Here is a 23,580-nt window from a genome sequence, read left to right on the forward strand (position 1 = left end):
CTATGAAACGACAAATTTCTGAGCAAGATAAAAAGTTAGTCCAAGAACAACAACGTAATCAAAATGGTTCCTTGAGTTGTTTTATTTCTGGGGAAATTATCGATTTAAACAATGATGAGATAGAGTACGATCACATTTTACCTTATGCGAAACAGGGAGATACTGATTTAGCCAATATCCGTATTGTTAAAAAAATATATAATCGAAGAAAGTCTGATCAGTCTTTATATGAAGTTAGAGATAATCTTAAACTTGAGCAATTGTTTATTGAAAAAAAGAATAAAATAAAGTTGCAAGATATTTTTAAGCTAAAAGATATTGAACAAAAGTCCCTTATTTTTACGAAAAAAGATCATTCTATTGTTATTGATGATGGTGTCGATAAAAAAGAATTTTATTTATTGTTTGATAATATTTTAGAAGTTGAATACTTCTACGGTAGAATCCCGGTCAAATGGCTTGAAAATGATGATCAAGAAGGTTTGCAACCGAGAGTTATTGATTATAAGAGATTAATTTCTCTGAGAAATCATCTTAAATTTCATCCACAATTAGCACCATCTATTGCGCGTTTAATTGATCGTAAATTTAAATTGTTTGATGGTCAGCATAAACTGGCAGCACAAGTCCTCAATAACAATACAGAAGTAGATATTAAGGTTTATGTATCGCCTGATGATACAGAAAAAGCTAAAAAATTGTTTGATGACTTGATGATCACTAATTTAGAAGCACATTCAAAGCACAAACAAATTCCATTTTATACCTCTACATTGTTAGATCGTTTATCTGTTATTTATAAAGAGATGCTAGATGAATTTACGGCGAAAAAAGCGGTCGGGCAGCATTCAGAAGAGAATTTCATTAAGTTTTTAGTGGCTGAAAAACAACAGAATAAAAAAGATGCGAAGGAAATGCTTAAAAGTGCAATTATGGATAACGCAATTGAACTTTCTGCATTAAGACCTTTTATTGCGGAAGCATCTAAGGATGCGGCATATCCTTTGTCGATTGATTTGCTCAAAAAAACAATTTTTAGCAATACCCTATATTTGGAGCCATCTTCTGCAAATTTTAAAGCGGTCAATGATTATAGAGATACAGAGCTTGAAAATTTTAAAGAACTTGCACAATTGCTAGTGCAACATGGTTATTTGAATAGTTGGGTACAAAATATCAGAGGGAAAGAGTTAACTGATCTTGAGCTCAAATCACGCCGTATTTGGCATAAAGGTGCTGTATCAACCTGGTCACCTTATTTAGAAAGTATTTTAGGTATGGCTTTTAATTTTATGACGCATGATGAGCGCAAAAAGCTATTGTATCGCGATCTCATGACGAGTGACCAAAAAGAAAGAATTAAAGCTTGTTTGCAAAGATTATTTAATCATCCTTTATGGGATGAACCTAAAGGTGAAATTGATAGTTTACTAGTTTCATCAACTAAACAGAACGAGTTGTTTGATCGTAAAGGTTTAACAGAAATCTATGTTTTAACAGGACAAAGTAAATAAAAATGAAGCATAACCAAGCGATTTTCATATCGCTTGGCTAGATCGATTTTAAGCATCAATAGGCCCAAATAAATCACGGAAAGCATGGTCAGGACGTGCTTGTTTCATAAAACTTTCACCGACCAAGAAACTGTGAATATCATGGTTTTGCATCATGCGGACGTCTTCTGGTGTGGCGATACCACTTTCAGTGACCAATAAACGAGCGGGCGGCAACAGTTTTTTTAAACGCAATGAGGTGTTTAAATCAACTTCAAAGGTTTTTAAATTTCGGTTATTAACGCCTAAAATACAACGCTCTGAAAGATTTAAAGCACGTTCCAATTCATTTTCATCATGCACTTCAACCAACACATCTAAGTGATGTTCAAAAGCCGTTTCAGACATTTCTTCTAATTGTTGGTCAGATAAGCAAGACACAATCAATAACACACAGTCTGCGTGTAAAGCACGTGCTTCCACTACACCATATGGATCAATCAAGAAATCTTTACGCAGTGCAGGCAAGTTACAATGTGATCGGGCAATCTGAATATTTTCATCTGCACCCTGAAAGAAATCGACATCAGTCAGTACAGATAAACAGGCTGCACCTGCTGCTTCATATTGCTGTGCAATTTCGGCAGGGTCAAAGTTTTCTCGAATGATGCCCTTAGACGGCGATGCTTTTTTAATTTCCGCAATTACCGCTGGGCGTTTGTTATCCAAGGCTTGCGCAAAGCCACGTGTAGGTGTCGCTGCACGTGCCAATTGTTCTAAGTCTGCATAACTGCGTTGTTTTAAACGCTCTGCAAACTCTTCTTTTTTACGTTCTACAATTTTACCTAAAATGGTATTGCGAATATCCACTATGATGCACCTTCCTGTTTTGTTTTATGCTTCGTACTGTTTGAGCGTTTTGGTAAATTCAGATAACACGCCCATTTTTTCCAAAGCTTGTCCACCATAAATAATGTCATGTGCCAAAGCGACACCTTGTTTGTAGCTTCTGGTAAGACCAGAAACATAAATACCCGCGCCCGCATTGAGTGCAATCATGTTGGCCGCTTTTTCGCCTTTGTCGGATTTGTTTTTGCCTAAAGCATCTTTAATAAGATTTAAACTTTCAGCCGAGTTGTCTACAGTCAGTCCTGTTAAAGTTTGAGATTCAATTCCCACGCTTTCAGGAGTAAGTTCCCATTCAGTAATCTCACCATTTTTGAGCTCTGCAACATGAGTGCTTGAAGCAAGGCTAATTTCGTCTAAACCATCTTTTGAATGCACCACCATGACATGCTCAGCACCCAGCAGTTTCATCACTTCTGCAATAGGGCGGCACAATTCATCGCTAAATACACCAATGACAAAACGCTTTACACCTGCCGGGTTGGTTAATGGCCCCAGTAAGTTGAAAATACTGCGAATACCCAACTCTTTACGTGGTGCAACCGCATATTTCATGGCTTGATGATGATTCGGTGCAAACAAGAAACCTAAGCCAATTTCACGAATACAGCGTTCAGTTTGTTGCATATTTAAATCAAGATTAATGCCTGCTTGCTCTAGCAAGTCCGATGAACCCGATTTAGTTGAAACCCCACGGTTACCGTGTTTGGCAATGGTTGCACCTGCAGCTGCAATCACAAAAGCAGAGGCGGTAGAAACGTTAAATAGGTTTTGACCATCGCCGCCTGTACCTACAATATCCACAAGGTGCGGAATATCGCTCACATCAATTTTAATGGCAAATTCACGCATTACACGTGCAGCTGCAGTAATTTCATCAATGCTTTCGCCTTTTAAGCGTAAGCCCATCATCAATGCACCAATTTGAGCGTCTGTTGCTTCGCCCGACATAATCGCGCGCATCACATCTTCCATTTGAGGCTGAGTCAGGTGAATTTGTTTTGTAATATGGTTGAGTGCTTGTTGAATATTCATGTGATTTGACTCGCTCATTATGCGTAAATTTCCAAAAAGTTTTTAAAGATTTGATGACCGTGTTGGCTCAGGATCGATTCGGGGTGAAATTGCACGCCTTCAACAGGCAAAGTTTTGTGCTTCACGCCCATAATTTCTTCCATCGAACCATCTGCTTCTTTGGTCCAGCATGTCACTTCCAGACAATCTGGCAAGGTTGCTTGATCAATCACCAAAGAGTGGTAACGGGTTGCAGAAAATGGTGAAGGCAGATTGCTAAAAATACCTGTGTTGCTGTGGTACATATCCGATAAACGACCAYGCATCACGGTTTTAGCGCGCACAATGTTTCCACCAAAGGCTTGTCCGATACTTTGGTGTCCTAAACACACGCCCAGTAACGGAATTTTGCCTGCGAAATGCTGAATGGCAGGAATAGAAATCCCTGCTTCAGATGGAGAACAAGGGCCTGGGCCAATCACCAAATACTTGGGTTGCCATCGCTCAATATCTTCTAATGTCACGGCATCATTACGAACGACTTTTACTTCCTGATTTAACTCGCCAAAATACTGGACGATGTTGTAGGTAAAAGAGTCATAATTATCGATCATTAAAAGCATGAGCTAACCTATTGAAAATTGAACACTTTAAGTGCTAAAGAGTCTGAGATAATTTGCTTTATTCCTGCGCCTATAATGAGAAAGGGCTTTATTTTCTTATCGAAAAGAAAATGGAATAAGGAAGCACTGTTCATCATAGCAAATAATAAGTATTTTCTGCGGACTATTTATATGATAATCACTGTTAAAGCTTATTAGCGAATTCGCCATTTCAAAGCTTGTGGTGCATTATTCAGGTTCGTTCTGAAAGAAATAATCAATGGATTAAACTAGGTCATTCAGCAGTTATATTTTAGCTTCACACTTAAGACAGCATAAAAAATGCGCTAAAAGTAGCATCCTGCCGCATGATATTGCGACTCAAATCGGTGGTTTGATTGCAGCGTTTTGTAAGAAAAACAAATTTGCAGTAATGTGTCCTTTCAATCTATTTGCTCAAAAAGAATGCAGATTTAGAATTGTTAAGCGATTTAATTATTTTTTCTCATTAAAAAATAAAGTGTTGTTTAATATTGTTGGATAGTTTGCCTTGCTCAATGCAAGCATGGCGCAACAAAATGTCTGCCTAGATATGGTTTGAGCTAATTCTGATCTAAAATTCAACAGAAATAAAACATTGATGCACTAAAATGGTGCTATGTTTTGCATTTTTAAATCTAATCACATCAACAATGTTTGAATATGGTGCAAATCGTATTTCTGACAGTATAATAACGACAAAGTAATTTTTAAAATGACGTATTCTCATGCAGAATTCATAGTTTTATCTTTGCTTTTGAAAGTTGGTACGCTAATTGCTTAATAACTGCCAACTACTAACACGCACTTCGTAAGTGCAACAAAAAAACATCGGAGCAAATTGAGCATGGCGAACAAGGTCCTTCAACTCATCCAAGAAAGTGGCGCAAAATGGGTAGACTTCCGTTTTACAGACACTAAAGGTAAAGAGCAACACGTGACTTACCCAGCAGACACTATTGATGAAGATACATTTGAAGACGGTAAAATGTTCGATGGTTCTTCAATCTCTGGCTGGAAAGGTATTGAAGCGTCAGACATGATTTTACGCCCAGATGCTGAAACAGGTTTCATCGACCCGTTCTTCGCCGAGCCTACAGTTGTTGTGACTTGTGATGTCATTGAACCTTCAACTGGTCAAGGTTATGACCGTGACCCACGTTCTATCGCTCGCCGTGCAGAAGAATACCTAAAATCTACAGGTATTGGTGATACTGCATTCTTTGGTCCAGAACCAGAATTCTTCGTATTTGACGAAGTGAAATGGGACATCGACATGTCTGGCGCACGCCACACCTTAATCGCTGAAGAAGCGGCTTGGTCTACAGGTAAAGACTACGAGTCTGGTAACTCTGGCCACCGTCCACGCGTTAAAGGCGGTTACTTCCCGGTTCCTCCAGTTGATTCTCACCATGATATGCGTGCAGATATGTGTGCAAAAATCGAAGAGATCATGGGCCCAGGTCGTGTAGAAGTACATCACCACGAAGTTGCATCTTGCCAGTTAGAAATTGGTGTGAGCTTCAACACCATGGTTCGTAAAGCTGACGAAGTACAACAGTTCAAATATGCGGTTTGGAACGTTGCGCACCAATATGCAAAAACTGCAACGTTTATGCCTAAACCAATGGTAGGTGACAACGGTTCAGGCATGCATGTACACATGTCCATCTCTAAAGATGGTAAAAACCTGTTTGCGGGTGATGAATACGCTGGTCTGTCTGAAATGGCACTGTACTTCATTGGCGGTATCATCAAGCATGCCCGTTCATTGAATGCGATCACGAATCCATCTACAAACTCGTACAAGCGTTTAGTACCGCACTTTGAAGCACCAATTATGTTGGCTTACTCTGCGCGTAACCGTTCTGCATCTATTCGTATTCCTTATGTTTCTAGCCCGAAAGGCAAACGTATTGAAGCACGTTTCCCTGATCCAATGATGAACCCGTACCTAGGTTTCGCAGCTTTGTTGATGGCGGGTCTTGACGGTATTCAAAACAAGATTCACCCAGGTGAAGCAGCAGACAAGAACTTGTATGACCTTCCGCCTGAAGAAGAAGCAAAAATCCCAACTGTGGCACACAACCTAGAAATGGCGCTTGATGCTTTGAAAGAAGATCACGACTATTTATTAAAAGGTGGTGTATTCACCAAAGACATGCTTGATGCTTATATTGAATTGAAAACTGAAGATGTACGTCGTTTGAACACGACTACTCACCCAGTTGAATTTGATATGTACTACAGCTTGTAATACTCGAAAATTTCAAATTTGAAAAACCCGCTTCGGCGGGTTTTTTGTTTTAGATTGCTCAATCATAGTTTTAAGTTGGCATGGATTTTATCAAAATATAACAAATCGCTTAATTTATTGTGGATAATTGCAGGGAATTGCGCCATCGGTCACAAAACTTTGCCTAAATTTGGGCTACACTAGGCTATCTTGTTAAGGTGGCGGAACATGCGAACACAGCCTATTTTTCCCAAGCAGGCAAATCTGCCTTCTGAATTAAAAACATGGCTATATGCAGCAGGTTCTTTGACCCAACAATTGACTCAGCTCGCAGGTGGACAATTTGAAGTTGAACCGCTGCAACAATCTTTTCAGCGTTTAAATTTACAAGATGCCCAGTGGATGCAAATGCCACATTGGCACACCTCATGGGTGCGTGAAAGCTATTTATATGGTTGTGATGAACAGCCATGGGTCRAAGCCAAAAGTATTTTTCCGATTCTAAGTTTACAAAGCAAAGCCCGTTTATTTCAGCACATTGGCAATAAACCGATTGGCTGGTTTTTGTTTCAGCGCACCAATCCGCTATGTCAAAGGCGTGTGGTTTTGCTTGATGAAGGCTGGACACGGCAGAGTTGCTATACTTGGCATGGCTGTAAATTTATTGTGCAAGAAACTTTTTTACCGTGTTTTGAGCAATTTATTCAACAACATTAAGATACGAGATTGGTATGGCATTGGCACAGCAGATCACGTGGCGTGAGCGTTTAGAAGCATATTATTATTTGTGTCGTTTCGATAAACCAATTGGCACAGAACTGGTGTTTTGGCCAACGATGTGGGCTTTGTGGATTGCCAATCAGGGTATGCCATCTATCGGGATATTAATCCCTATGATTCTAGGCACAATTTTTATGCGCGCCGCAGGTTGTGCCATCAATGACTTTGCTGACCGTAAGGTAGATGGTCATGTAGAACGTACCAAAACACGTCCTTTAGCCACGGGTGTGATTAGTGCCAAAGAAGCCATTTATGTATTCTTAGGTTTGGTTGCACTTAGCGCAGCCATGTTGTTGTTCTTACCGATTGAAACGTTTTATTGGTCTTTTGGGGCATTGTTTTTAGCGTTTATTTATCCGTTTATGAAACGCTACACTCATTTGCCCCAAGTGTTCTTAGGAGCGGCATTTTCATGGTCTATCCCCATGGCTTATACCGCTGTTGGCGCAACGCCTGATCTCACTTGCTGGTTATTGTATTTTGGAAATTTGGCATGGACTGTGGCGTATGACACTCAATACGCAATTACAGACCGTGAATATGATTTAAAAATTGGGGTGAAATCGACTGCAATTTTATTTGGTCGCTACGACATTCAAATTATTTCATTGTTGCAAGCAGGCAGTGTACTTTTAATTGGTACGGCATTGTGGTTGGAAAATATACTGATTCCATTTGGTTTGGCGGCATTATTGGTGGTAGTGGCAGACTTTATATATCAATGGCGTAAAACCAAAGATAAAGACCCGCAACGATGTTTTTGGGCATTTCGTCATAACCGTTGGGTAGGGCTGATTATTTTTTCAGGAATCGTATTGGCTTTAATGTAAATATTTCTATGCAAAAAAAACTGAGTAAAGCATCTGATGGTAGTGTGGGGCAGGTGCTTTTTTATTCGATGGCTGATCAATTTTTGCTGTTAAAAATTAAACTGAGCATTAGAACGTGCATACTTATGCACAAAGCACAATCAGCATTATTCTGATATATTGAGCTTCATTTAGAAGTTTGAATTAGGAATAGATGATGTCACAGTCTGAACAGCAAGCACCTGCAAAAAAGCCAAGCCTAAAAAAGATGATTTTCTTGGCAAGCTTAGGTTTGTTGATTCCTATTTTCTTGGTTAGCATGGCATTTTTAGCAGTTAATAGTGATGCTAAAAATCAGGAAAAATATAAACAACAACAGGCAGAAATTATTGCGCGTATTGAAGCGCGTGAAGCTGCAGAACAACAAGCGAAGCAGGCTAGTCAGATACAAGCCGCTTCAGAAGCTACACCTTAATATCGAGTTGATGATTTCAGCTCAAATCTGATTGCAATTGTCTGATACTCGGAATTTCGGTGTATCGGACAACGCGATAACCCGCCTCGTGAAACATTGCGTCTCGTTCTGCGTCTTCTTGTTCTTTGCCAATATGTGAAGGATCATCTAACTCTATAATTGCAATGACTTGCATGTCTGCATTTAAGATTACAAAATCAGTCACTTTACGATTAAACAGCGCACGAATTTTATAGTGGCTGTTAGTAATTAATGCGCTAAATGCCACTTGCGCCAAGATGTGATGCTCAGGAAAAGCCTGTTTTAAACGCATAAACATTCTGCGTTCAAAAGCCGTCATAATCGGTTTGGAATAAAAACTTTTCTTTGGAAAAAATAATGGCTTAAAAATTAAGATAAACAGGGCAAGGCTTGCCAAGCTGCCAATAAGCAAGAAAGTCAATTGACTGGATTCAAACATAGATGATGCGGTGCCGTTAGACCCAAATAAACAGCAGGAATAAAAAAACCCACGTCATACTGCGTGGGTTTTTTAATAAATTTGGCTCTCCCACCTGGGCTCGAACCAGGGACCTGCGGATTAACAGTCCGTCGCTCTACCGACTGAGCTATGGGAGAATCTGATACGCATTCTATGTGGGTATATGTTTTTGGTCAAGCTGGAATTGAAAAAAAGCGTTAAAAAGCAGATTAATTGCTTTAAAAATAAGCGCCTAGCCAGTTTTATAGCACTTTAAAGTGACTGAATCGCTTTTATATAATCTTCGCGTGTTTGTAGAGGGTTAGTTTTGCGACATAAATTAATTAATTTCAGCATCTTTTGCTGGGTCAGGTCTGCTTTCACTTGGTTTTGAATTTGTCTTAATGTTGCTTGTTGCTGTACTTTCAGATCTCGACTGCATTGATACAGACGTTCATACATGAGCGCAGCAGCAGTTTTATTGCTTTCAGATTTTTGTGTGCATTGAAAAATTGAAAAAATCACCACAATCAGAATTGTCCAAAAAATCAGGGATTTTAACCAAGGCGCTTGCATGGGCTTTCAAGTTTTATTGTTTTTGATGCACTTAAGGTAGCGAAAAAATAGAGACATCACAAGAGGAGCTGCCCGATCTTCATCGCATGTTTTTTAATTTTAATTTATGGAGGAGTTGGGCATGTTCAATTCGATTAGAACATCATATCCACTATAAAAACGATAAAAATTGCAAAAAAATCCCACGTCATTCTGCGTGGGATTTTTAGAATCTTGGCTCTCCCACCTGGGCTCGAACCAGGGACCTGCGGATTAACAGTCCGTCGCTCTACCGACTGAGCTATGGGAGAATAGATTGGCTCTCCAACCTGGGCTCGAACCAGGGACCTGCGGATTAACAGTCCGTCGCTCTACCGACTGAGCTATTGGAGAATCTGTGGGGCATTTTAGGGATGAAAGTTTAAGTCGTCAACATCTTCATCATTAGAAATGGATTGTTTGCGTTATAAATATTCATTTCATTGGCAAAAAATAAAAAAACTGCCCATAACAAGCAGTTTTTCTATATAAAAAATAGAAATTATTTTTCTACACCAGCTTCTTGACCTGCGTATTTCGCATTTGCGTAATCCCAGTTTACAAGGCTTTCTAAGAAAGTTTTGATGTAAGCAGGACGTGCGTTACGGAAGTCGATGTAGTAAGCGTGTTCCCAAACGTCAATTGTCAATACTGCAACTTTGCCGTGTGCCATTGGTGTGTCGGCATTTGAAGTTTTCATAATAGAAAGTTTGCCATTCACTTCGTCAGCCACTAACCAAGCCCAACCTGAACCGAATTGAGTGGTTGCTGCAGCAGCAAATTCTTCAGCGAATTTTTCGTAAGAACCGAAAGCTTCATCAATTTTAGCAGCCAAAGCACCAGTTGCTTTACCGCCACCGTTTTTCGCCATACAGTTCCAGTAGAACGTGTGGTTCCAAACTTGCGCTGCGTTGTTGAATACCCCAGCTTTAGCTGCATCACCTGCAGTTGCTTTGATAATTTCGTCTAAAGTTTTACCTTCAAGCTCTGTACCCGCGATCAAGTTATTTAAGTTCACAACATAAGTGTTGTGGTGTTTATCGTGGTGGTATTCTAAAGTTTCTTTGCTGATGTGTGGAGCAAGATCTTCGTAACCGTATGGTAAAGCTGGTAAAGTAATGGTTGTCATGTTTTCAATTCCTTGCATTTTGCTGGGTTTTAACATTAAGTGGCTCTATTGTAATAGATTTCGAGATAAATTGCGCATTAGGTTTAAATAACCATACAAAATTAGACTCGAATGTATACATCTAAAGACGATGTTAAAAACAGCTGTCATTTGAGTGAAATGTTAGGTGAAACAGTGTATTAAATTGGGTTATTTAATTCAAAATAACTATACTCAATATTAAACTGTTCTGAAATAGCTTTTGCGAGTCTTTGTACACCGTAGCGCTCAGTCGCATGATGTCCGCAGGCATAATAATGCACACCTAATTCTTTGGCTTCATAATAAGTGCGTTCACTGACTTCGCCCGAAATAAAGGCATCACAACCTTGTTCAGCCGCTTTGCCAATAAAATCTTGTGCTGCACCAGTACAAAAACCTATTTTTTGAATTTGACTTTTTTCGGCAGGAAGATGAATGGTATTAAAGCCTAAACGTGCTGTAAGATAATCACGAAATTCGCTTGCACTCATGGCTTGCTTTAAAAAACCAATATTGCCAATAGGATGACGTTCACTAGGATCTAAGGCTTGCAAATTTTCTAACGCTAAACATTCAGCAATGGCTGCGTTATTGCCTAGACTTGGATGTGAATCGAGCGGTAAGTGATAACCGACCAAAGAAATATCGTGTTGGATTAAACTTTTGATGCGTTTACCGCGCATGCCTGTAATTGGGTAAGGTTCGCCTTTCCAAAAATAGCCATGATGCACCAACAATAAGTCTGCATTTTGCGCAATTGCGACCTCGATAGCTTCTTGAGAGGCGGTTACTGCACAAAGAATTTTTTGAACGTCAGACCTGCCTTCGATTTGTAAACCGTTTGGCGCGTAATCTTTAAATTCATGTGTATTTAAAGTTTGATCACACCATTGAATAATTTCTTTTAATTGCGCCATAACTCTCTCAAATTGCACATATTTAGCGAATATCAAAACATATTTTGTATTGTAACTAAAGCAAGACAAAACTCTTGGGCTTTTTTATGTTTCTATTTGTATTTCGTTTTACAATAGCTCATTCAATGACTTAATCATCAAAAAAATTTATTTAGAGGTACAAAACGTGCGCCGGACCTTTACCTGGTTACCTTGGGTGTTACTCATTCTAGTCATTATTGGCTTTGTGACTTGGCAACAGCTGCAAAAACCGAAAGCGCCTGTAGCTGCCGATGGGGTCAAAATGCCTGCCGAAAAAGTTGAACCATTAATTGATACAACACGCACGGGTAGGGTGGTGTCGTACAGCGCTGCGGTAAAAGTGGCTGCGCCAGCAGTAGTGAATATTTTTACCACACAAAAAGTCAAACAGTTGGATCATCCATTACTGAATGACCCTGCGTTTCGTGAGTTTTTTGGTAACCAGTTGCCCGATCAATTTAAGCAAGGTCCAAATGAAAACAGTTTGGGTTCTGGGGTAATTGTTCGTCCAGACGGTTATATTTTGACAAATAACCATGTGATTGCGCAGGCAGAACAAATTGTGGTGGCATTGCATGATGGCCGTCGTGCTGAGGCAAAAGTTGTTGGTACTGACCCAGATACGGACTTGGCGGTAATTAAAATTGAGTTAGAAAAATTGCCAGTCTTGCCATTTAAACTCAGTGGTAATGAAGTTGGCGATGTGGTCCTTGCGATTGGCAACCCGTTTGGGGTAGGGCAAACGGTGACTCAGGGAATTATTTCTGCCACAGGTCGTTCTGATTTAGGCATTAATACCTATGAAGATTTTATTCAAACCGATGCGGCAATTAACCCAGGTAACTCTGGTGGTGCATTGATTGATGTGGCAGGGAATTTAATTGGGGTAAATACTGCAATTTTCTCACAATCGGGTGGTTCATTAGGCATTGGTTTTGCAATTCCTGCGCAAGTGTGTCAGCAAGTTTTAAACTCTATTTTAAAAGATGGACGTGTGGTTCGTGGTTGGTTAGGTATTAGTTTATTGCCTGTAGAACAAGACAATATTTTAGAGCCTGCACAAGGCGGTGTAGTGGTTGCAGATGTACTGCGTGGTGGCCCAGCTGCAGAAGCTGGTTTAAAACGTGGTGATAAAATTCTGAAAGTAAATAATGAAGCGATTACCTCAACTTCGCATTTAATTAATTATGTGGCAGCACAAGCACCAAACAGCACAGTCACGGTATCGGTAGAGCGTGGTGAAGAGGCACTAGATTTACAGGTCGCTGTAGGTGAACGAAAAGTACAAAATTCAGATAAGCAATTTATTCCATTGCCTGAATAATGTATTGATCATCCGTAAAAAAGCCCTGCCAGTAGCAGGGCTTTTTTGTGGTAGGAATCCAATAGAAGTTGCTACATCGCCTAAATGTATTCACTTTTGTATAAATCGAAGCGATGCCGTATTTAAGTTTATGGGTTTATCTGTAAATATCAAGATGTTGTCCTGCCTCAATCCAGAGCAGAACCTAGAAGATATTGAAGTCCTGTTTAATATGTTTATTCAGTATCAAAGCTGCATTCTCTTAACTACTAGGTTTTTCTTTAATTTATGCTGGATAAGAATAAAAGAGAGAGCAAAATTGCAAAGAAGTTTTTGAATAGAAGCTCTGTCTGATAAAAGATAGATATAAAAAACAGCGGCCTAGACCGCTGTTTTAAATTATTTTGAAATTATTGCTCTTGTTGAATACCTGCCACTAACCAGTCTTGGTTTGAACCTGCAGGTTTTACAAAGTGCCAGATTTCTGTAAATGGCTGCGGTAGGCTGTTCAGGTCTTCGCTGACCGTACCAGTAAAGCGTACACTCACTACATATTGACCATTTTCAGTTGCTGAATCGACCACCATTGCATTCAAGTTAGAAAACTCTGCTACATCTTGGTCTTGGTTCGCCATAATATCTTGATACATTGACTGATATAAATCAGGTGTTAAATAACGCTGAATTTCTGCAATATTGCTTGCCGTATTCATAGACTGAATATGGTTAAAACGCTGACGTGCAACACGTAAGAAAGCGGCAGGCTCAGAACCATCAGGCAATTGATTGCCACTGTTAGTATAAGCTGTGCCGAAAGGAGCATTGTTATTTGCTGCTTGGCTAAAAGGAGCTTGTGTTGCAGTTGCAGAACCACCTACAGACTGACCAAAAATATTGGTGTTGTCGTTACGCGGAGCAGCATTTGCTGGAGTTTGCGCAAACGGTGCCTGATTGGCACCGCTGTTTGGCGCATACGGGTTAGGCGTTAGTTTTTTTTTTGCGCCCATCTTACGGAAAATGAAGAAGGCGACAGCAGCAGCGAGTAAAATCCAAATCCAGCTTGGAATACCACCTTTTTCCTCTTGTGCTTCGGCTGCACTGGCTTGGTCATCTGCCAAAGCATTCGCAGCAACAGCACCAATCGCTGCACCAGCAACACCTGCTGCAACCATACCACCTACGCCTGGGCCAGATTTTTGCTGAGCAGGAGCAGGTTGTTGTGCTGGCGTTGTTTGGCGAGGTTGTTGGTAAGACTGAGTTGGGGCTGCAGAACGGCTCATACCATGACTTTTACCGCCACCTGCACGTTTTGCTTCTGCTGCCAACGGTGCTACCAATAAGGTCGCTGTAAGCATTGCTGCAATCAAACCACGCTGTCGAACTTCCATCAAATTTTCCTATATTAAAATAAAGTTAATCTGTGTATTTATGCAGGCATTTGCTACGAATTTCAATATAAAATCGGTATTTTTTCTACAAATGTTGAGAAATACATAGTGAAGTGAATACGGCTAAAAAGTCTTTAGAGATTTTCACTTAAACTCATGGCTTCACTTAAAGCTTCATGCAAACGAGCTACCGCAATAATTTGCACACCTGCAATGGCTTTTTGTGGTGCATTGCCACGAGGCACAATAATGTATTTAAAGCCATGCTTAATGGCTTCTTTTAAGCGTTCTTGACCATTAGGCACAGGGCGGATTTCGCCCGACAAACCGACCTCACCAAAAACAGCCAATTGTTGTGGTAGGGCTTTGCCTCGTAAGCTCGAAGCACAGGCCAGTAATACTGCAAGGTCAGAGCCTGTTTCGGTAATTTTTAAACCACCAACCACATTTACATACACGTCTTGCCCTGAGGTTTGCACACCACCATGTCGATGCATGACCGCCAACAACATATTCAGACGGTTTTGCTCCAAACCTAAAGCTACACGTCTAGGTTGACCATGTGCATCATCCACCAAGGCTTGTACTTCAACCAAAAGGGGACGTGTACCTTCGCGGCTAATCATGACAATCGAACCTGGGATTGCTTCATCATAACGACTTAAAAATATCGCTGATGGATTGGCGACTTCACGTAAGCCTTTATCGGTCATGCCAAAAACACCCAGCTCATTCACTGCGCCAAAACGGTTTTTGACGGCCCGAATCATACGGTAACGAGAGTCTGACTGACCTTCAAAATATAGGACACAATCGACCATGTGTTCCAAGACGCGTGGCCCTGCCAAAGCGCCTTCTTTGGTCACGTGACCCACAATAAAGAGTGCTGTGCCACTGTTTTTTGCAAAGCGAGTTAGAAGTGCCGCCGATTCACGAATTTGTGAAACGCCACCTGGTGCAGATTGCAACGTTTCGGTATATAAAGTTTGAATTGAGTCTAAAACAGCCACAGCAGGGCGTTCATGCGCAAGCACTTCGCAAATACGTTCAACACAGGTCTCTGCCATGACTTTGAGCTGATCTGTGGGTAAGTCTAAGCGTTGAGCACGTAATGCCACTTGTGAAAGCGATTCTTCACCCGTGATATATAAGGCGGTGTTGTTGGCCGCAGCCATGTGAGTTGCAGTTTGCAGCAAAATGGTCGATTTACCGATACCTGGGTCACCACCAATGAGCACCACCGAACCTGTAACCAAACCACCACCCAATACACGGTCAAACTCACCAATGCCTGTGGTTAGTCTGGTTTCATGCGAAACAGATACTTTGTTTAATGTAGTAATTGCTGCAGCTTGTCCTGCATAGCCACCGCCCATTTTGGGTTGGGCACGATGCGTGACTGCAGGTGCAATACTCACTTCATTCAGCGAGTTCCACTCGCCACATTCCGAGCATTGTCCTGCCCATTTAGGATGATCTGCGCCACATTGTTCACAGCGATAGACACTTTTTACTTTTGCCATAAGTCCAGTCGTTGTATTTATTTGAAAACTGGCTACAGCATACAGAGTAAAGGCGGGGAATTGAATGTTATCTTGATCTTTCAAGGAAAATCATACAACCACAATGGTGATTGTATGATGGGTAAGGATGAAATTACATTTGTAGCTAAGGCTTAATACAACTCGCCAGATTTGCGTTTGGCAATAAAGTCCTTAGATTCTTTGGCAATCACACCAGACAGTAATAATAAGGCAATCAGGTTCGGAACAGCCATTAAACCGTTAAAGGTATCGGCAAATAACCAAACGAGATCGAGTGTCGCGATGGTACCAATGAACACCGAAGCAATATAAATCAGGCGGTAAATCAATACGTATTTTTCGCCGAATAAATATGTACAGCATTTTTCGCCATAATAGCTCCAACCGAGAATGGTGGAATAGGCGAAGAAAATAATCCCGAATGTAACGACCCAACCACCAAAGCCTGGCAATAACTGGTCAAAAACCTGTGTGGTGAGTACAGCGCCTGTTGCACCACCAAAGCTATTGCCTGCCATAATGAAGCCCATCACCAAAACAATCCCCGTGATGCTACAAACAATAATGGTATCAATGAAGGTACCTGTCATAGACACTAAACCTTGACGCGCAGGGTGGTCGGTTTTTGCAGCCGCAGCAGCAATTGGGGCAGAACCCATCCCTGCTTCGTTGGAGAATACGCCACGTGCAACCCCGTAACGAATTACTGCACCAATTGCACCGCCCGCAACCGCTTCACCAGTAAAAGCATCACGGAAAATTAGCTCGAGTGCAGGCACCACAAGGTGTAAATTATTCAGGATGATAATTAAACCGCCTGTAACATACAGAATGGCCATAATTGGAACAATCACCGAAGAAGCTTTGGAAATTGAGCTAATTCCGCCCAAAATCACCAAGGCAGAAAATACGGTAATCACCACACCTGTAATCCAAGTTTCTACACCTAAGCTATTTTCAACTGCTAAAGCTACGGTGTTGGATTGTACTGAACTACCAATTCCAAACGAGGCGACTGTGCCAAAAAAGGCAAAGATAATCGCCAGCCATTTCCATTTTAGTCCACGCTCAATGTAGTACATTGGGCCGCCTGACATTTGCCCTTTTTCGTTTTTAATACGGTATTTAACCGCCAAAACACCTTCACCATATTTGGTCGCCATACCAAACAGGGCAGTCATCCACATCCAAAACACTGCACCCGGGCCACCGAGGACGCAAGCCGTTGCAACACCTGCAATATTTCCCGTACCAATGGTGGCAGAGAGTGCAGTCATCAGTKATGCGAAATGTGAAATATCGCCCGGTTCTTTTTGCGCTTTGTCGTGTTTGCAAAAGACTTGTTTAAAAGCCAGTGGCAGCATGCGGAATTGCCAGAACAATAAGCGGAAGGTGAGGAAGACACCCGTTCCCACAATGAGAACCAGCATGTATGGACCCCAGACCCAACCGCTTAGGGTTTCCATCATCGATTGTAAATTTTGCATAAATTTCTTCTTATAAACGCAGTGTATAAATGCTTAGTTTGTGACAGTAATTGAACAATTGTAAAAATTAAGCAAGTGATATGCCAGTTTTTAAACTTCATGTTAAAAGAACTTGGTGTTAAGCACGATATATTTTTTGCATAGTTTTTAGATTTTGACAATTGATGCCTTGAAATAAAATTAACTTTATCTGTGTCAGAAGTCGCAATTTTTCAGACCTGATAAGGTCAATCTGTGCCAGCAGAATAGTAAGTAAGCTAGAATTTTTACTAAGCTCAATATAATCTCTCTGCATTACCACTTTGGTCGCGGCAGTGATCGCGTTATACTTCATCGAAAATATTTTTATAGGTGGTCAGATGCGTACCGTCATTTGCTGCATGAGTGTTTTGCTTACAACAGTGGTTTTGGTCGGTTGTGGTCAGTCAGGTACATTACAGTTACCCAATGACCCAAATTACGACAAACGCGCAAAATATTTGTTATATCCAGATGCTGCGCCTAAACGTGCAACGCAATCGGCAACATCTTCAGACACAGCCGTACCTGTGCAACAGCAGTTTGCTGCACCTGCTGCATCTACATCGACTACACCTTAACGCTTTCTAGATAAAGGATACATTCATGAGTTTTACCCGCATTCAAGGGGTATTGCATGCAGAGCAATGTTCATTACAACAACTTGCGCAGCAATACGGCACACCGCTATATGTTTATTCAAAAGCGACTTTTGAAAAGCATTATTTAGATATGGATCGTGCGTTTCACTTTATCGATCATCAAATTTGTTTTGCGGTAAAGTCTAACTCAAATATTGCGGTGTTAAACGTGCTTGCAAAGCAGGGCGCTGGCTTTGATATTGTAACTGGGGGCGAATTAGCGCGTGTTCTCAAAGCAGGTGGTGATGCCTCAAAAATCGTCTTTTCAGGTTTAGGTAAAACTGAAGCCGATATTCAAAAAGCGTTGGACGTTGGGATTGCCTGCTTTAACGTAGAATCACATGCAGAATTAGACCGTATTCAAAAAGTTGCGGCAAGCATGAATGTCAAAGCGCCAATTTCATTAAGGGTTAACCCAGATGTGGATGCCAAAACCCATCCTTATATTTCGACAGGTTTAAAAGAAAATAAATTTGGTATTCCGTCAGATTCGGTGTATAGCACGTATGAATATGCTGCGTCTTTACCGAACTTGGATATCGTCGGCATCGACTGTCACATCGGTTCACAATTGACCGAGACACAACCATTTGTAGATGCTTTAGATCGCGTGATTGTGATGATTGATACCTTAAAAGAAATGGGTATTCAGCTCAAACACATTGATATTGGCGGTGGTTTAGGGGTGACTTATAAAGATGAAACTCCACCAACGGTTGAAGAATATGCCAATGCTTTGCGTCCCGCTTTAGAAAAGTTAGGTCTTAAAGTGTATATGGAACCAGGGCGAAGTATCTCTGCAAATGCGGGCGTGTTGCTAACGAAAGTTGATTTACTTAAACCGACCAATCATCGTAACTTCGCGATTATTGATGCTGCGATGAATGACTTAATCCGTCCTGCGTTATATGAAGCATGGATGGATATTCAGCCAGTCACCCCACGTAATGATGTTGAAACGCTAGAGTGGGATGTAGTCGGTGCAATTTGTGAAACAGGTGATTTCTTAGGTAAAGAACGTCAGCTTGCGATCAAAGAAAATGATGTTTTGGCAGTGATGGGTGCGGGCGCATACGGTTTTGTGATGAGCTCTAACTACAACAGCCGTGGTCGTGCAGCAGAAGTCATGGTCGATGCAGATCAAGCACATTTAATTCGTGAACGTGAAAGCATTGAATCGCTGTGGGAAAGAGAACGTTTATTGCCATAAGGGGAATTCGAGATGTTATTAGAATTTACCAAAATGCATGGTTTGGGCAATGATTTCATGGTGGTTGATCTCATCAGCCAGCGTGCTTATTTGGATGCGCTCACTATTCAGCGCCTTGCGGACCGTCACTTCGGGATTGGATTTGACCAACTGCTGATTGTGGAACCACCCGATTTGCCGAATGTCGATTTTAAATATCGCATTTTCAATGCCGATGGTTCTGAAGTGGAGCAGTGCGGCAATGGTGTGCGTTGTTTTGCGCGTTTTGTGCATGAGCGTCAGCTTACGACTAAAACCAAAATCAAGGTGCAAACTAAGGCAGGCATTGTAGAGCCTGAGCTGGGGCAAAACGGTTGGGTGCGAGTGAATATGGGGTATCCAAAATTCTTGCCGCATGAGATTCCATTCATTGCCGATCAGCCTGATAATTTATATGACATCGTGTTGAAAGATGGTGCTACATTAACCATTGATATCGTGAACATGGGTAATCCACATGCCGTGACCATTGTGCCCGATGTACTGACTGCCGATGTTGCAGGAATTGGCCCACAAGTAGAATCACATGAGCGTTTCCCACAGCGTGTCAATGCAGGTTTTATGCAAATCATTGACGAAAAACATGCGCGTTTGCGTGTATTTGAACGTGGCGTAGGTGAAACCTTGGCCTGTGGTACAGGTGCATGTGCTGCAGCCGTTTCGGGTATGCGCCGTGGCTTATTGTCTAATTCAGTTGAAATTGAACTGGCAGGCGGTAAGTTGCAAATCGAATGGCGTGAAGGTGATGTGGTGTGGATGACAGGGCCAACCGCTAACGTCTATCACGGCCGTTTGGATTTAAACTATTTTCAGGGTTGATGCTTCGTTCTAACATGAACGGATGATTAATCTTACTTAAAAGCACGATTCAAAACGAATGGTGCTTTTTTGTATCTTGCGGCACGGATCAGGTATGCTGTACCGAACGTCATTCTAAAAACTTCTACTCATTATGCCGCAACTGATTTTTTTACCTGGCGCTTCAGGCAATACCGCATTTTTTCATCCTCTAATCGAAAAGATTGAAAAATTGCCGTGGCAGAATGTTGTAAAAATTGTGGCTTATCCTGAGTTTAATCATCAACCTGCACATTCACAGGTACATGATTTTGCAAGTTTGCAGGCTTATGTGTTGGCGAATATCCCAGATGATTGCATTATCATTGCACAGTCGATGGGCGGTATTTTTGCAGTTGCTGCCGCGTTGCAATATCCAGAAAAAGTGAAAGGATTGGTATTGGCTGCAACATCTGGTGGCATGGATTTAAGCAGTTTTCAGGCGCAAGATTGGCGACAAGACTATAAAGTAAGTGATTTAAATTATCCTGACTGGTTTGTTGAGGCAAAAGTCGATTACACAGCAGACTTCGCTAAAATCCACATGCCTATTTTGTTGTTATGGGGCGATCAAGACCCGATAAGTCCACTGGCTGTAGGTGAGTTTTTACAACAACAATTTCCACACACCGTATTAAAAATTGTACATGGTGGTGATCATTTGTTTTTAGAAACACATGCAGATCAGGCGGCTGAACACATAGCTGACTATTTATCACAGTTTGCGACAGTTCAGCAATCGGAGCGTGACTAATGTACGATCCGCAGCAACTATTAAATATGTGGCTGAAAGAGCGTGAAATACAACAACAGTCACCACATACAATAAAAGCCTACGCGCGCGATTTAAATGATTTTTTTAGCTTTTGTGAGCAACAACAACTTGCCTTATATGATGTAGAAGCTGCAGATTTGCGCCATTATTTAGCGCAAAAAGTAGAACAGCAACAATTAAATAGCAGCAGTTTGCAGCGCATGTTGTCAGCGATTCGTCAGTTTATGAAATGGGCAGAGCATGGACAATATTTACAATTTAATCCAATTGATAATTTTCAGCTAAAACGTCAGCCAAGACCTTTGCCAGGTTTGATTGATATTGAAACAATTCATCAAATTTTGGATCAGCCAGAACCTGAAACTGAAGTACAACAACAAATGTGGCGGCGCGATAAAGCGATTTTAGAATTGCTCTATTCGAGTGGTTTACGTTTAGCAGAAGTACAAAGTTTACGTATCCGCGATTTAGATTTTAACCGTCAATTGCTGCGCATAACAGGTAAAGGCAATAAAACCCGCATTGTGCCTTTTGGTCGTAAAGCCAAAGATGCAGTGATGCAATGGTTACAGATTTATCCTCTGTGGCAGGGCGATTTTGTACCCGATGCAGCATTGTTTATTACCCAAAAAGGCGAACCTTTAAAAGCACGCCAAATAGAAAATCGGGTGAAGTTTCAGGCACGGCGTGCAGGTGTCAATGTCGATTTACATCCGCACTTATTACGACATTGTTTTGCCAGTCACATGCTGTCTAATAGTGGTGATATACGCGCCGTTCAAGAAATGCTAGGGCATAGTAATTTAAGTACCACACAAATTTATACCCATGTCGATTTTGACCATTTGGCACAAGTGTATGATCAGGCGCATCCACGTGCCCATAAAAAGTAAATTTTGCGACAATTTAGGTGAATAGGCACTATTTTTGCTTGTGGTAGGTAGGGCTTTACAATTTGCAAATGCGTTTATTTAGGATGTAAGTCGCAATGCAAGAGCGCTTTCACTAAGATGTCATTGCAACTATTGTAGAATAATAAAAACTTGCGTTATGCAGTATAAAGAAGCAGAAAGAGTGGGTCACACGAATAATAGACATGGATGACATTATTTTTTGTTCCACTGCATAACACTTTGGATATCAAATGATAGGCAAAACCATGATTTCAAATCTTCAAGTAAAATATGACCAGCTCAGTCCGAGTCAAAAAGAAATTTTTGCTGGCTATGGATTACGTCAGGTAAAACACTTTGTAGAGATTAGCTTGCCTATGATTGAGCAAGAATTGCCAGCGCATTGCCAAGTTCAGGGCATTAATGCAGAAGGTAAAATGCAAGCGATCAACCCACAGACTCAACAAAGCTATTTATGGATTTCAGATCAACAGTGGCAAGAACGTCCAAACAGTGCCAGTAAAATTGACCTGAAAGAAGACTTTTTGGCGGTTTGGGAAATTTTTAATTTACAGGCCTATGAGCTGATTGATTTAAGCCATATTCACCGTGATTTCCTAGAAACTCAGCAAGTTTAAGCTGAGTTTTTTTATGCCTTAAATCATGAAGGTAATGGGGTTGTAGTGCATTGATACTCATTAAAATACAAAAGATTGCTTCTTTCTTATCCAATAAAAGCTTCAATGTTGTGAAGTGAACTAACAGTCACATTTAAAAAGGGTGTTTTTATCAGGAAAAAATAAGCAAATAAGGGCAGTTTCTATCTTTAATGACAGTTTAGTTAACGGTTTTTATGTAAGGAATTTGCATGTTTTGTAGACATCTCTGTATTTAAACTATTTTTCAATCAATCTTGCTGATGTTATAAATCAATAACAAAAATAATATAAATCAAAGTTTAAAATTAAATATATAATCGTCTTTTGGTTTGTTTATTTTTAGAAATAAAAAAGTATGAACGCATCGTTCAGTTAATTTTGGTCATTTTTAGAGTTGTTTAGACAATTCAGACTTGACCGAAATGCCAATCACATAGCAAGATAGGACACCTAAAAAATTTAAAGCGAAGAGTTATTATTAACTTTTCTCAATATTTACTTTTGCTAAAACAGCCGAGGATTACATGAAGGCTCTTGTTGCTGTAAAACGTGTGGTAGATGCCAACGTTAAAGTTCGCGTTAAGCCGGATAATAGTGGAGTTGACCTGACTAACGTTAAGATGTCAATTAACCCATTCTGTGAAATCGCAGTGGAAGAGGCGGTTCGTTTAAAAGAAAAAGGAACTGTTTCAGAAATCGTAGTGGTATCCATTGGTCCTAAAGAAGCGCAGGAACAAATCCGTTCTGCAATGGCACTTGGTGCAGACCGTGGTATTTTGGTTGAAACAGCCGATGAGATTGGTGCACTTGAAGTGGCTAAAATCTTAAAAGGTGTTGTTGAACAAGAACAGCCACAACTTATTCTCTTGGGCAAACAAGCCATTGATGACGACTCTAACCAAGTTGGTCAAATGCTCGGCGCTTTACTGGGTGCAGGTCAGGGTACTTTTGCTTCAGAAGTTAAGGTAGAGGGCGATAAAGTTCAGGTTACACGTGAAATTGACGGTGGTTTACAAACTGTTGAGCTTACACTTCCTGCAATCATCACCACTGACTTACGTTTGAATGAGCCACGTTATGCGGCACTTCCAAACATCATGAAAGCACGTAAAAAACCACTAGACACTAAATCTCCTGGAGATTATGGCGTTGCAACAGGTTCTAAGCTGAAAACTGTAAAAGTTGAAGCACCTGCTGAGCGTAAAGCGGGTGTACAAGTGAAATCTGTGGACGAACTTGTAGATAAATTGAAAAACGAAGCGAAAGTGATCTAATACAGAAGGATAAAAA

General features: G+C 40.8%; 23 protein-coding genes and 3 tRNA genes. 13 read left to right on the forward strand and 13 right to left on the reverse strand.

What is annotated here, in order from left to right; translation table 11 throughout:
- The first annotated feature begins 2 nt into the window (after positions 1-2).
- Complete coding sequence (locus tag BJN41_RS06415; protein WP_070154066.1) at positions 3-1,514, forward strand: HNH endonuclease domain-containing protein; 1,512 nt, start codon at positions 3-5, stop codon at positions 1,512-1,514.
- A gap of 48 nt (positions 1,515-1,562) precedes the next feature.
- On the opposite strand, the gene trpC is transcribed toward BJN41_RS06415, so the two are convergent.
- The 3 genes from trpC to BJN41_RS06430 are packed head-to-tail and all read right to left on the reverse strand — an operon-like array spanning position 1,563 to position 4,036.
- Entirely contained in the window at positions 1,563-2,366 is an 804-nt protein-coding gene (gene trpC / locus BJN41_RS06420) for an indole-3-glycerol phosphate synthase TrpC (RefSeq protein WP_026438154.1), read from the reverse strand.
- A 21-nt stretch (positions 2,367-2,387) separates the two neighbouring features.
- Complete coding sequence (gene trpD / locus BJN41_RS06425) at positions 2,388-3,434, reverse strand: anthranilate phosphoribosyltransferase (RefSeq protein ID WP_070154185.1); 1,047 nt, start codon at positions 3,432-3,434, stop codon at positions 2,388-2,390.
- Between the two features lie 17 nt (positions 3,435-3,451).
- Complete coding sequence (locus BJN41_RS06430) at positions 3,452-4,036, reverse strand: anthranilate synthase component II (RefSeq protein WP_070154067.1); 585 nt, start codon at positions 4,034-4,036, stop codon at positions 3,452-3,454.
- Positions 4,037-4,901: 865 nt separating this feature from the next.
- On the opposite strand from BJN41_RS06430, the gene glnA reads away from it, so the two are divergent.
- From glnA to BJN41_RS06450, 4 genes are all read left to right on the forward strand, one after another.
- The gene (gene glnA / locus BJN41_RS06435) at positions 4,902-6,311 is read left to right on the forward strand and encodes a type I glutamate--ammonia ligase (protein WP_070154069.1); all 1,410 of its coding nucleotides are present in this window, start codon (positions 4,902-4,904) and stop codon (positions 6,309-6,311) included.
- 207 nt (positions 6,312-6,518) lie between these two features.
- Positions 6,519-7,007 carry a chorismate--pyruvate lyase family protein gene (locus BJN41_RS06440; protein WP_070154071.1) on the forward strand — a complete coding sequence of 163 codons (489 nt, stop codon included), beginning with the start codon at positions 6,519-6,521 and terminating at the stop codon, positions 7,005-7,007.
- 14 nt (positions 7,008-7,021) lie between these two features.
- A complete protein-coding gene (gene ubiA / locus BJN41_RS06445) occupies positions 7,022-7,900 on the forward strand; it encodes a 4-hydroxybenzoate octaprenyltransferase (RefSeq protein WP_070154072.1) in 879 nt (292 codons plus the stop codon).
- A gap of 196 nt (positions 7,901-8,096) precedes the next feature.
- On the forward strand, positions 8,097-8,354 hold the full coding sequence (locus BJN41_RS06450) for a hypothetical protein (RefSeq protein WP_004971904.1): 258 nt from the start codon (positions 8,097-8,099) through the stop codon (positions 8,352-8,354).
- A 16-nt stretch (positions 8,355-8,370) separates the two neighbouring features.
- Here BJN41_RS06450 and BJN41_RS06455 read toward each other — a convergent pair whose 3' ends face one another.
- From BJN41_RS06455 to BJN41_RS06485, 7 genes are all read right to left on the reverse strand, one after another.
- A complete protein-coding gene (locus BJN41_RS06455) occupies positions 8,371-8,814 on the reverse strand; it encodes a DUF2726 domain-containing protein (protein ID WP_070154074.1) in 444 nt (147 codons plus the stop codon).
- A gap of 82 nt (positions 8,815-8,896) precedes the next feature.
- Positions 8,897-8,972 (reverse strand) — tRNA-Asn (locus BJN41_RS06460).
- Positions 8,973-9,087: 115 nt separating this feature from the next.
- Positions 9,088-9,390, reverse strand: a complete 303-nt coding sequence (locus tag BJN41_RS06465; protein WP_019837418.1) for a hypothetical protein — start codon at positions 9,388-9,390, stop codon at positions 9,088-9,090.
- Positions 9,391-9,604: 214 nt separating this feature from the next.
- Positions 9,605-9,680, reverse strand: a tRNA-Asn gene (locus BJN41_RS06470).
- Positions 9,681-9,686: 6 nt separating this feature from the next.
- Positions 9,687-9,762: transfer RNA gene (locus tag BJN41_RS06475), tRNA-Asn, on the reverse strand.
- Between the two features lie 148 nt (positions 9,763-9,910).
- Complete coding sequence (locus BJN41_RS06480; protein WP_070154187.1) at positions 9,911-10,537, reverse strand: superoxide dismutase; 627 nt, start codon at positions 10,535-10,537, stop codon at positions 9,911-9,913.
- A 179-nt stretch (positions 10,538-10,716) separates the two neighbouring features.
- Positions 10,717-11,475 (reverse strand): Nif3-like dinuclear metal center hexameric protein, encoded by a 759-nt coding sequence (locus tag BJN41_RS06485; RefSeq protein WP_070154075.1) that lies wholly within the window; start codon positions 11,473-11,475, stop codon positions 10,717-10,719.
- Positions 11,476-11,641: 166 nt separating this feature from the next.
- Between BJN41_RS06485 and BJN41_RS06490 the strand changes: the two genes are divergently transcribed.
- Positions 11,642-12,820 carry a S1C family serine protease gene (locus BJN41_RS06490; RefSeq protein WP_070154077.1) on the forward strand — a complete coding sequence of 393 codons (1,179 nt, stop codon included), beginning with the start codon at positions 11,642-11,644 and terminating at the stop codon, positions 12,818-12,820.
- Between the two features lie 389 nt (positions 12,821-13,209).
- On the opposite strand, the gene BJN41_RS06495 is transcribed toward BJN41_RS06490, so the two are convergent.
- The 3 genes from BJN41_RS06495 to BJN41_RS06505 all read right to left on the reverse strand — a co-directional run bounded on the left by BJN41_RS06495 (position 13,210) and on the right by BJN41_RS06505 (position 17,218).
- On the reverse strand, positions 13,210-14,187 hold the full coding sequence (locus tag BJN41_RS06495) for a Tim44 domain-containing protein (protein WP_070154079.1): 978 nt from the start codon (positions 14,185-14,187) through the stop codon (positions 13,210-13,212).
- A 134-nt stretch (positions 14,188-14,321) separates the two neighbouring features.
- Positions 14,322-15,710, reverse strand: coding sequence for a DNA repair protein RadA (gene radA / locus BJN41_RS06500; protein ID WP_070154081.1), 1,389 nt, complete (start codon positions 15,708-15,710; stop codon positions 14,322-14,324).
- A 152-nt stretch (positions 15,711-15,862) separates the two neighbouring features.
- Positions 15,863-17,218: an alanine/glycine:cation symporter family protein gene (locus BJN41_RS06505; RefSeq protein WP_070154083.1), complete on the reverse strand. Its 1,356-nt coding sequence runs from the start codon at positions 17,216-17,218 to the stop codon at positions 15,863-15,865.
- 359 nt (positions 17,219-17,577) lie between these two features.
- Here BJN41_RS06505 and lptM point away from each other — a divergent pair, with 359 nt between their 5' ends.
- From lptM to BJN41_RS06545, 7 genes are all read left to right on the forward strand, one after another.
- Complete coding sequence (lptM, locus tag BJN41_RS06515; protein WP_004971884.1) at positions 17,578-17,817, forward strand: LPS translocon maturation chaperone LptM; 240 nt, start codon at positions 17,578-17,580, stop codon at positions 17,815-17,817.
- Between the two features lie 25 nt (positions 17,818-17,842).
- The gene (lysA, locus tag BJN41_RS06520) at positions 17,843-19,087 is read left to right on the forward strand and encodes a diaminopimelate decarboxylase (RefSeq protein WP_070154086.1); all 1,245 of its coding nucleotides are present in this window, start codon (positions 17,843-17,845) and stop codon (positions 19,085-19,087) included.
- Positions 19,088-19,099: 12 nt separating this feature from the next.
- A complete protein-coding gene (gene dapF / locus BJN41_RS06525; RefSeq protein ID WP_070154088.1) occupies positions 19,100-19,945 on the forward strand; it encodes a diaminopimelate epimerase in 846 nt (281 codons plus the stop codon).
- Between the two features lie 133 nt (positions 19,946-20,078).
- Positions 20,079-20,717: an alpha/beta fold hydrolase gene (locus BJN41_RS06530; protein ID WP_019837956.1), complete on the forward strand. Its 639-nt coding sequence runs from the start codon at positions 20,079-20,081 to the stop codon at positions 20,715-20,717.
- Positions 20,717-21,631 (forward strand): site-specific tyrosine recombinase/integron integrase, encoded by a 915-nt coding sequence (xerA, locus tag BJN41_RS06535; protein ID WP_019837955.1) that lies wholly within the window; start codon positions 20,717-20,719, stop codon positions 21,629-21,631. The genes BJN41_RS06530 and xerA overlap by 1 nt, the downstream gene beginning before the upstream one ends.
- A 266-nt stretch (positions 21,632-21,897) precedes the next feature.
- On the forward strand, positions 21,898-22,269 hold the full coding sequence (locus BJN41_RS06540) for a hypothetical protein (protein WP_026438221.1): 372 nt from the start codon (positions 21,898-21,900) through the stop codon (positions 22,267-22,269).
- Positions 22,270-22,814: 545 nt separating this feature from the next.
- Entirely contained in the window at positions 22,815-23,564 is a 750-nt protein-coding gene (locus BJN41_RS06545) for an electron transfer flavoprotein subunit beta/FixA family protein (RefSeq protein ID WP_026438220.1), read from the forward strand.
- The last annotated feature ends 16 nt before the right edge of the window (positions 23,565-23,580 follow it).

It is taken from the genome of Acinetobacter towneri (assembly GCF_001758345.1).
Classification (GTDB): domain Bacteria; phylum Pseudomonadota; class Gammaproteobacteria; order Pseudomonadales; family Moraxellaceae; genus Acinetobacter; species Acinetobacter towneri_A.

Bases quoted from the DNA above. Each gene is read 5' to 3' on its own strand.
- BJN41_RS06415 (WP_070154066.1), top strand. From the start codon at position 3: ATGAAACGACAAATTTCTGAGCAAGATAAAAAGTTAGTCCAAGAACAA.
- trpD (WP_070154185.1), bottom strand. From the start codon at position 3,434: ATGAATATTCAACAAGCACTCAACCATATTACAAAACAAATTCACCTG.
- glnA (WP_070154069.1), top strand. From the start codon at position 4,902: ATGGCGAACAAGGTCCTTCAACTCATCCAAGAAAGTGGCGCAAAATGG.
- ubiA (WP_070154072.1), top strand. From the start codon at position 7,022: ATGGCATTGGCACAGCAGATCACGTGGCGTGAGCGTTTAGAAGCATAT.
- BJN41_RS06450 (WP_004971904.1), top strand. From the start codon at position 8,097: ATGTCACAGTCTGAACAGCAAGCACCTGCAAAAAAGCCAAGCCTAAAA.
- BJN41_RS06455 (WP_070154074.1), bottom strand. From the start codon at position 8,814: ATGTTTGAATCCAGTCAATTGACTTTCTTGCTTATTGGCAGCTTGGCA.
- BJN41_RS06465 (WP_019837418.1), bottom strand. From the start codon at position 9,390: ATGCAAGCGCCTTGGTTAAAATCCCTGATTTTTTGGACAATTCTGATT.
- BJN41_RS06480 (WP_070154187.1), bottom strand. From the start codon at position 10,537: ATGACAACCATTACTTTACCAGCTTTACCATACGGTTACGAAGATCTT.
- BJN41_RS06485 (WP_070154075.1), bottom strand. From the start codon at position 11,475: ATGGCGCAATTAAAAGAAATTATTCAATGGTGTGATCAAACTTTAAAT.
- BJN41_RS06495 (WP_070154079.1), bottom strand. From the start codon at position 14,187: ATGGAAGTTCGACAGCGTGGTTTGATTGCAGCAATGCTTACAGCGACC.
- radA (WP_070154081.1), bottom strand. From the start codon at position 15,710: ATGGCAAAAGTAAAAAGTGTCTATCGCTGTGAACAATGTGGCGCAGAT.
- lptM (WP_004971884.1), top strand. From the start codon at position 17,578: ATGCGTACCGTCATTTGCTGCATGAGTGTTTTGCTTACAACAGTGGTT.
- lysA (WP_070154086.1), top strand. From the start codon at position 17,843: ATGAGTTTTACCCGCATTCAAGGGGTATTGCATGCAGAGCAATGTTCA.
- dapF (WP_070154088.1), top strand. From the start codon at position 19,100: ATGTTATTAGAATTTACCAAAATGCATGGTTTGGGCAATGATTTCATG.
- BJN41_RS06530 (WP_019837956.1), top strand. From the start codon at position 20,079: ATGCCGCAACTGATTTTTTTACCTGGCGCTTCAGGCAATACCGCATTT.
- xerA (WP_019837955.1), top strand. From the start codon at position 20,717: ATGTACGATCCGCAGCAACTATTAAATATGTGGCTGAAAGAGCGTGAA.
- BJN41_RS06540 (WP_026438221.1), top strand. From the start codon at position 21,898: ATGATTTCAAATCTTCAAGTAAAATATGACCAGCTCAGTCCGAGTCAA.
- BJN41_RS06545 (WP_026438220.1), top strand. From the start codon at position 22,815: ATGAAGGCTCTTGTTGCTGTAAAACGTGTGGTAGATGCCAACGTTAAA.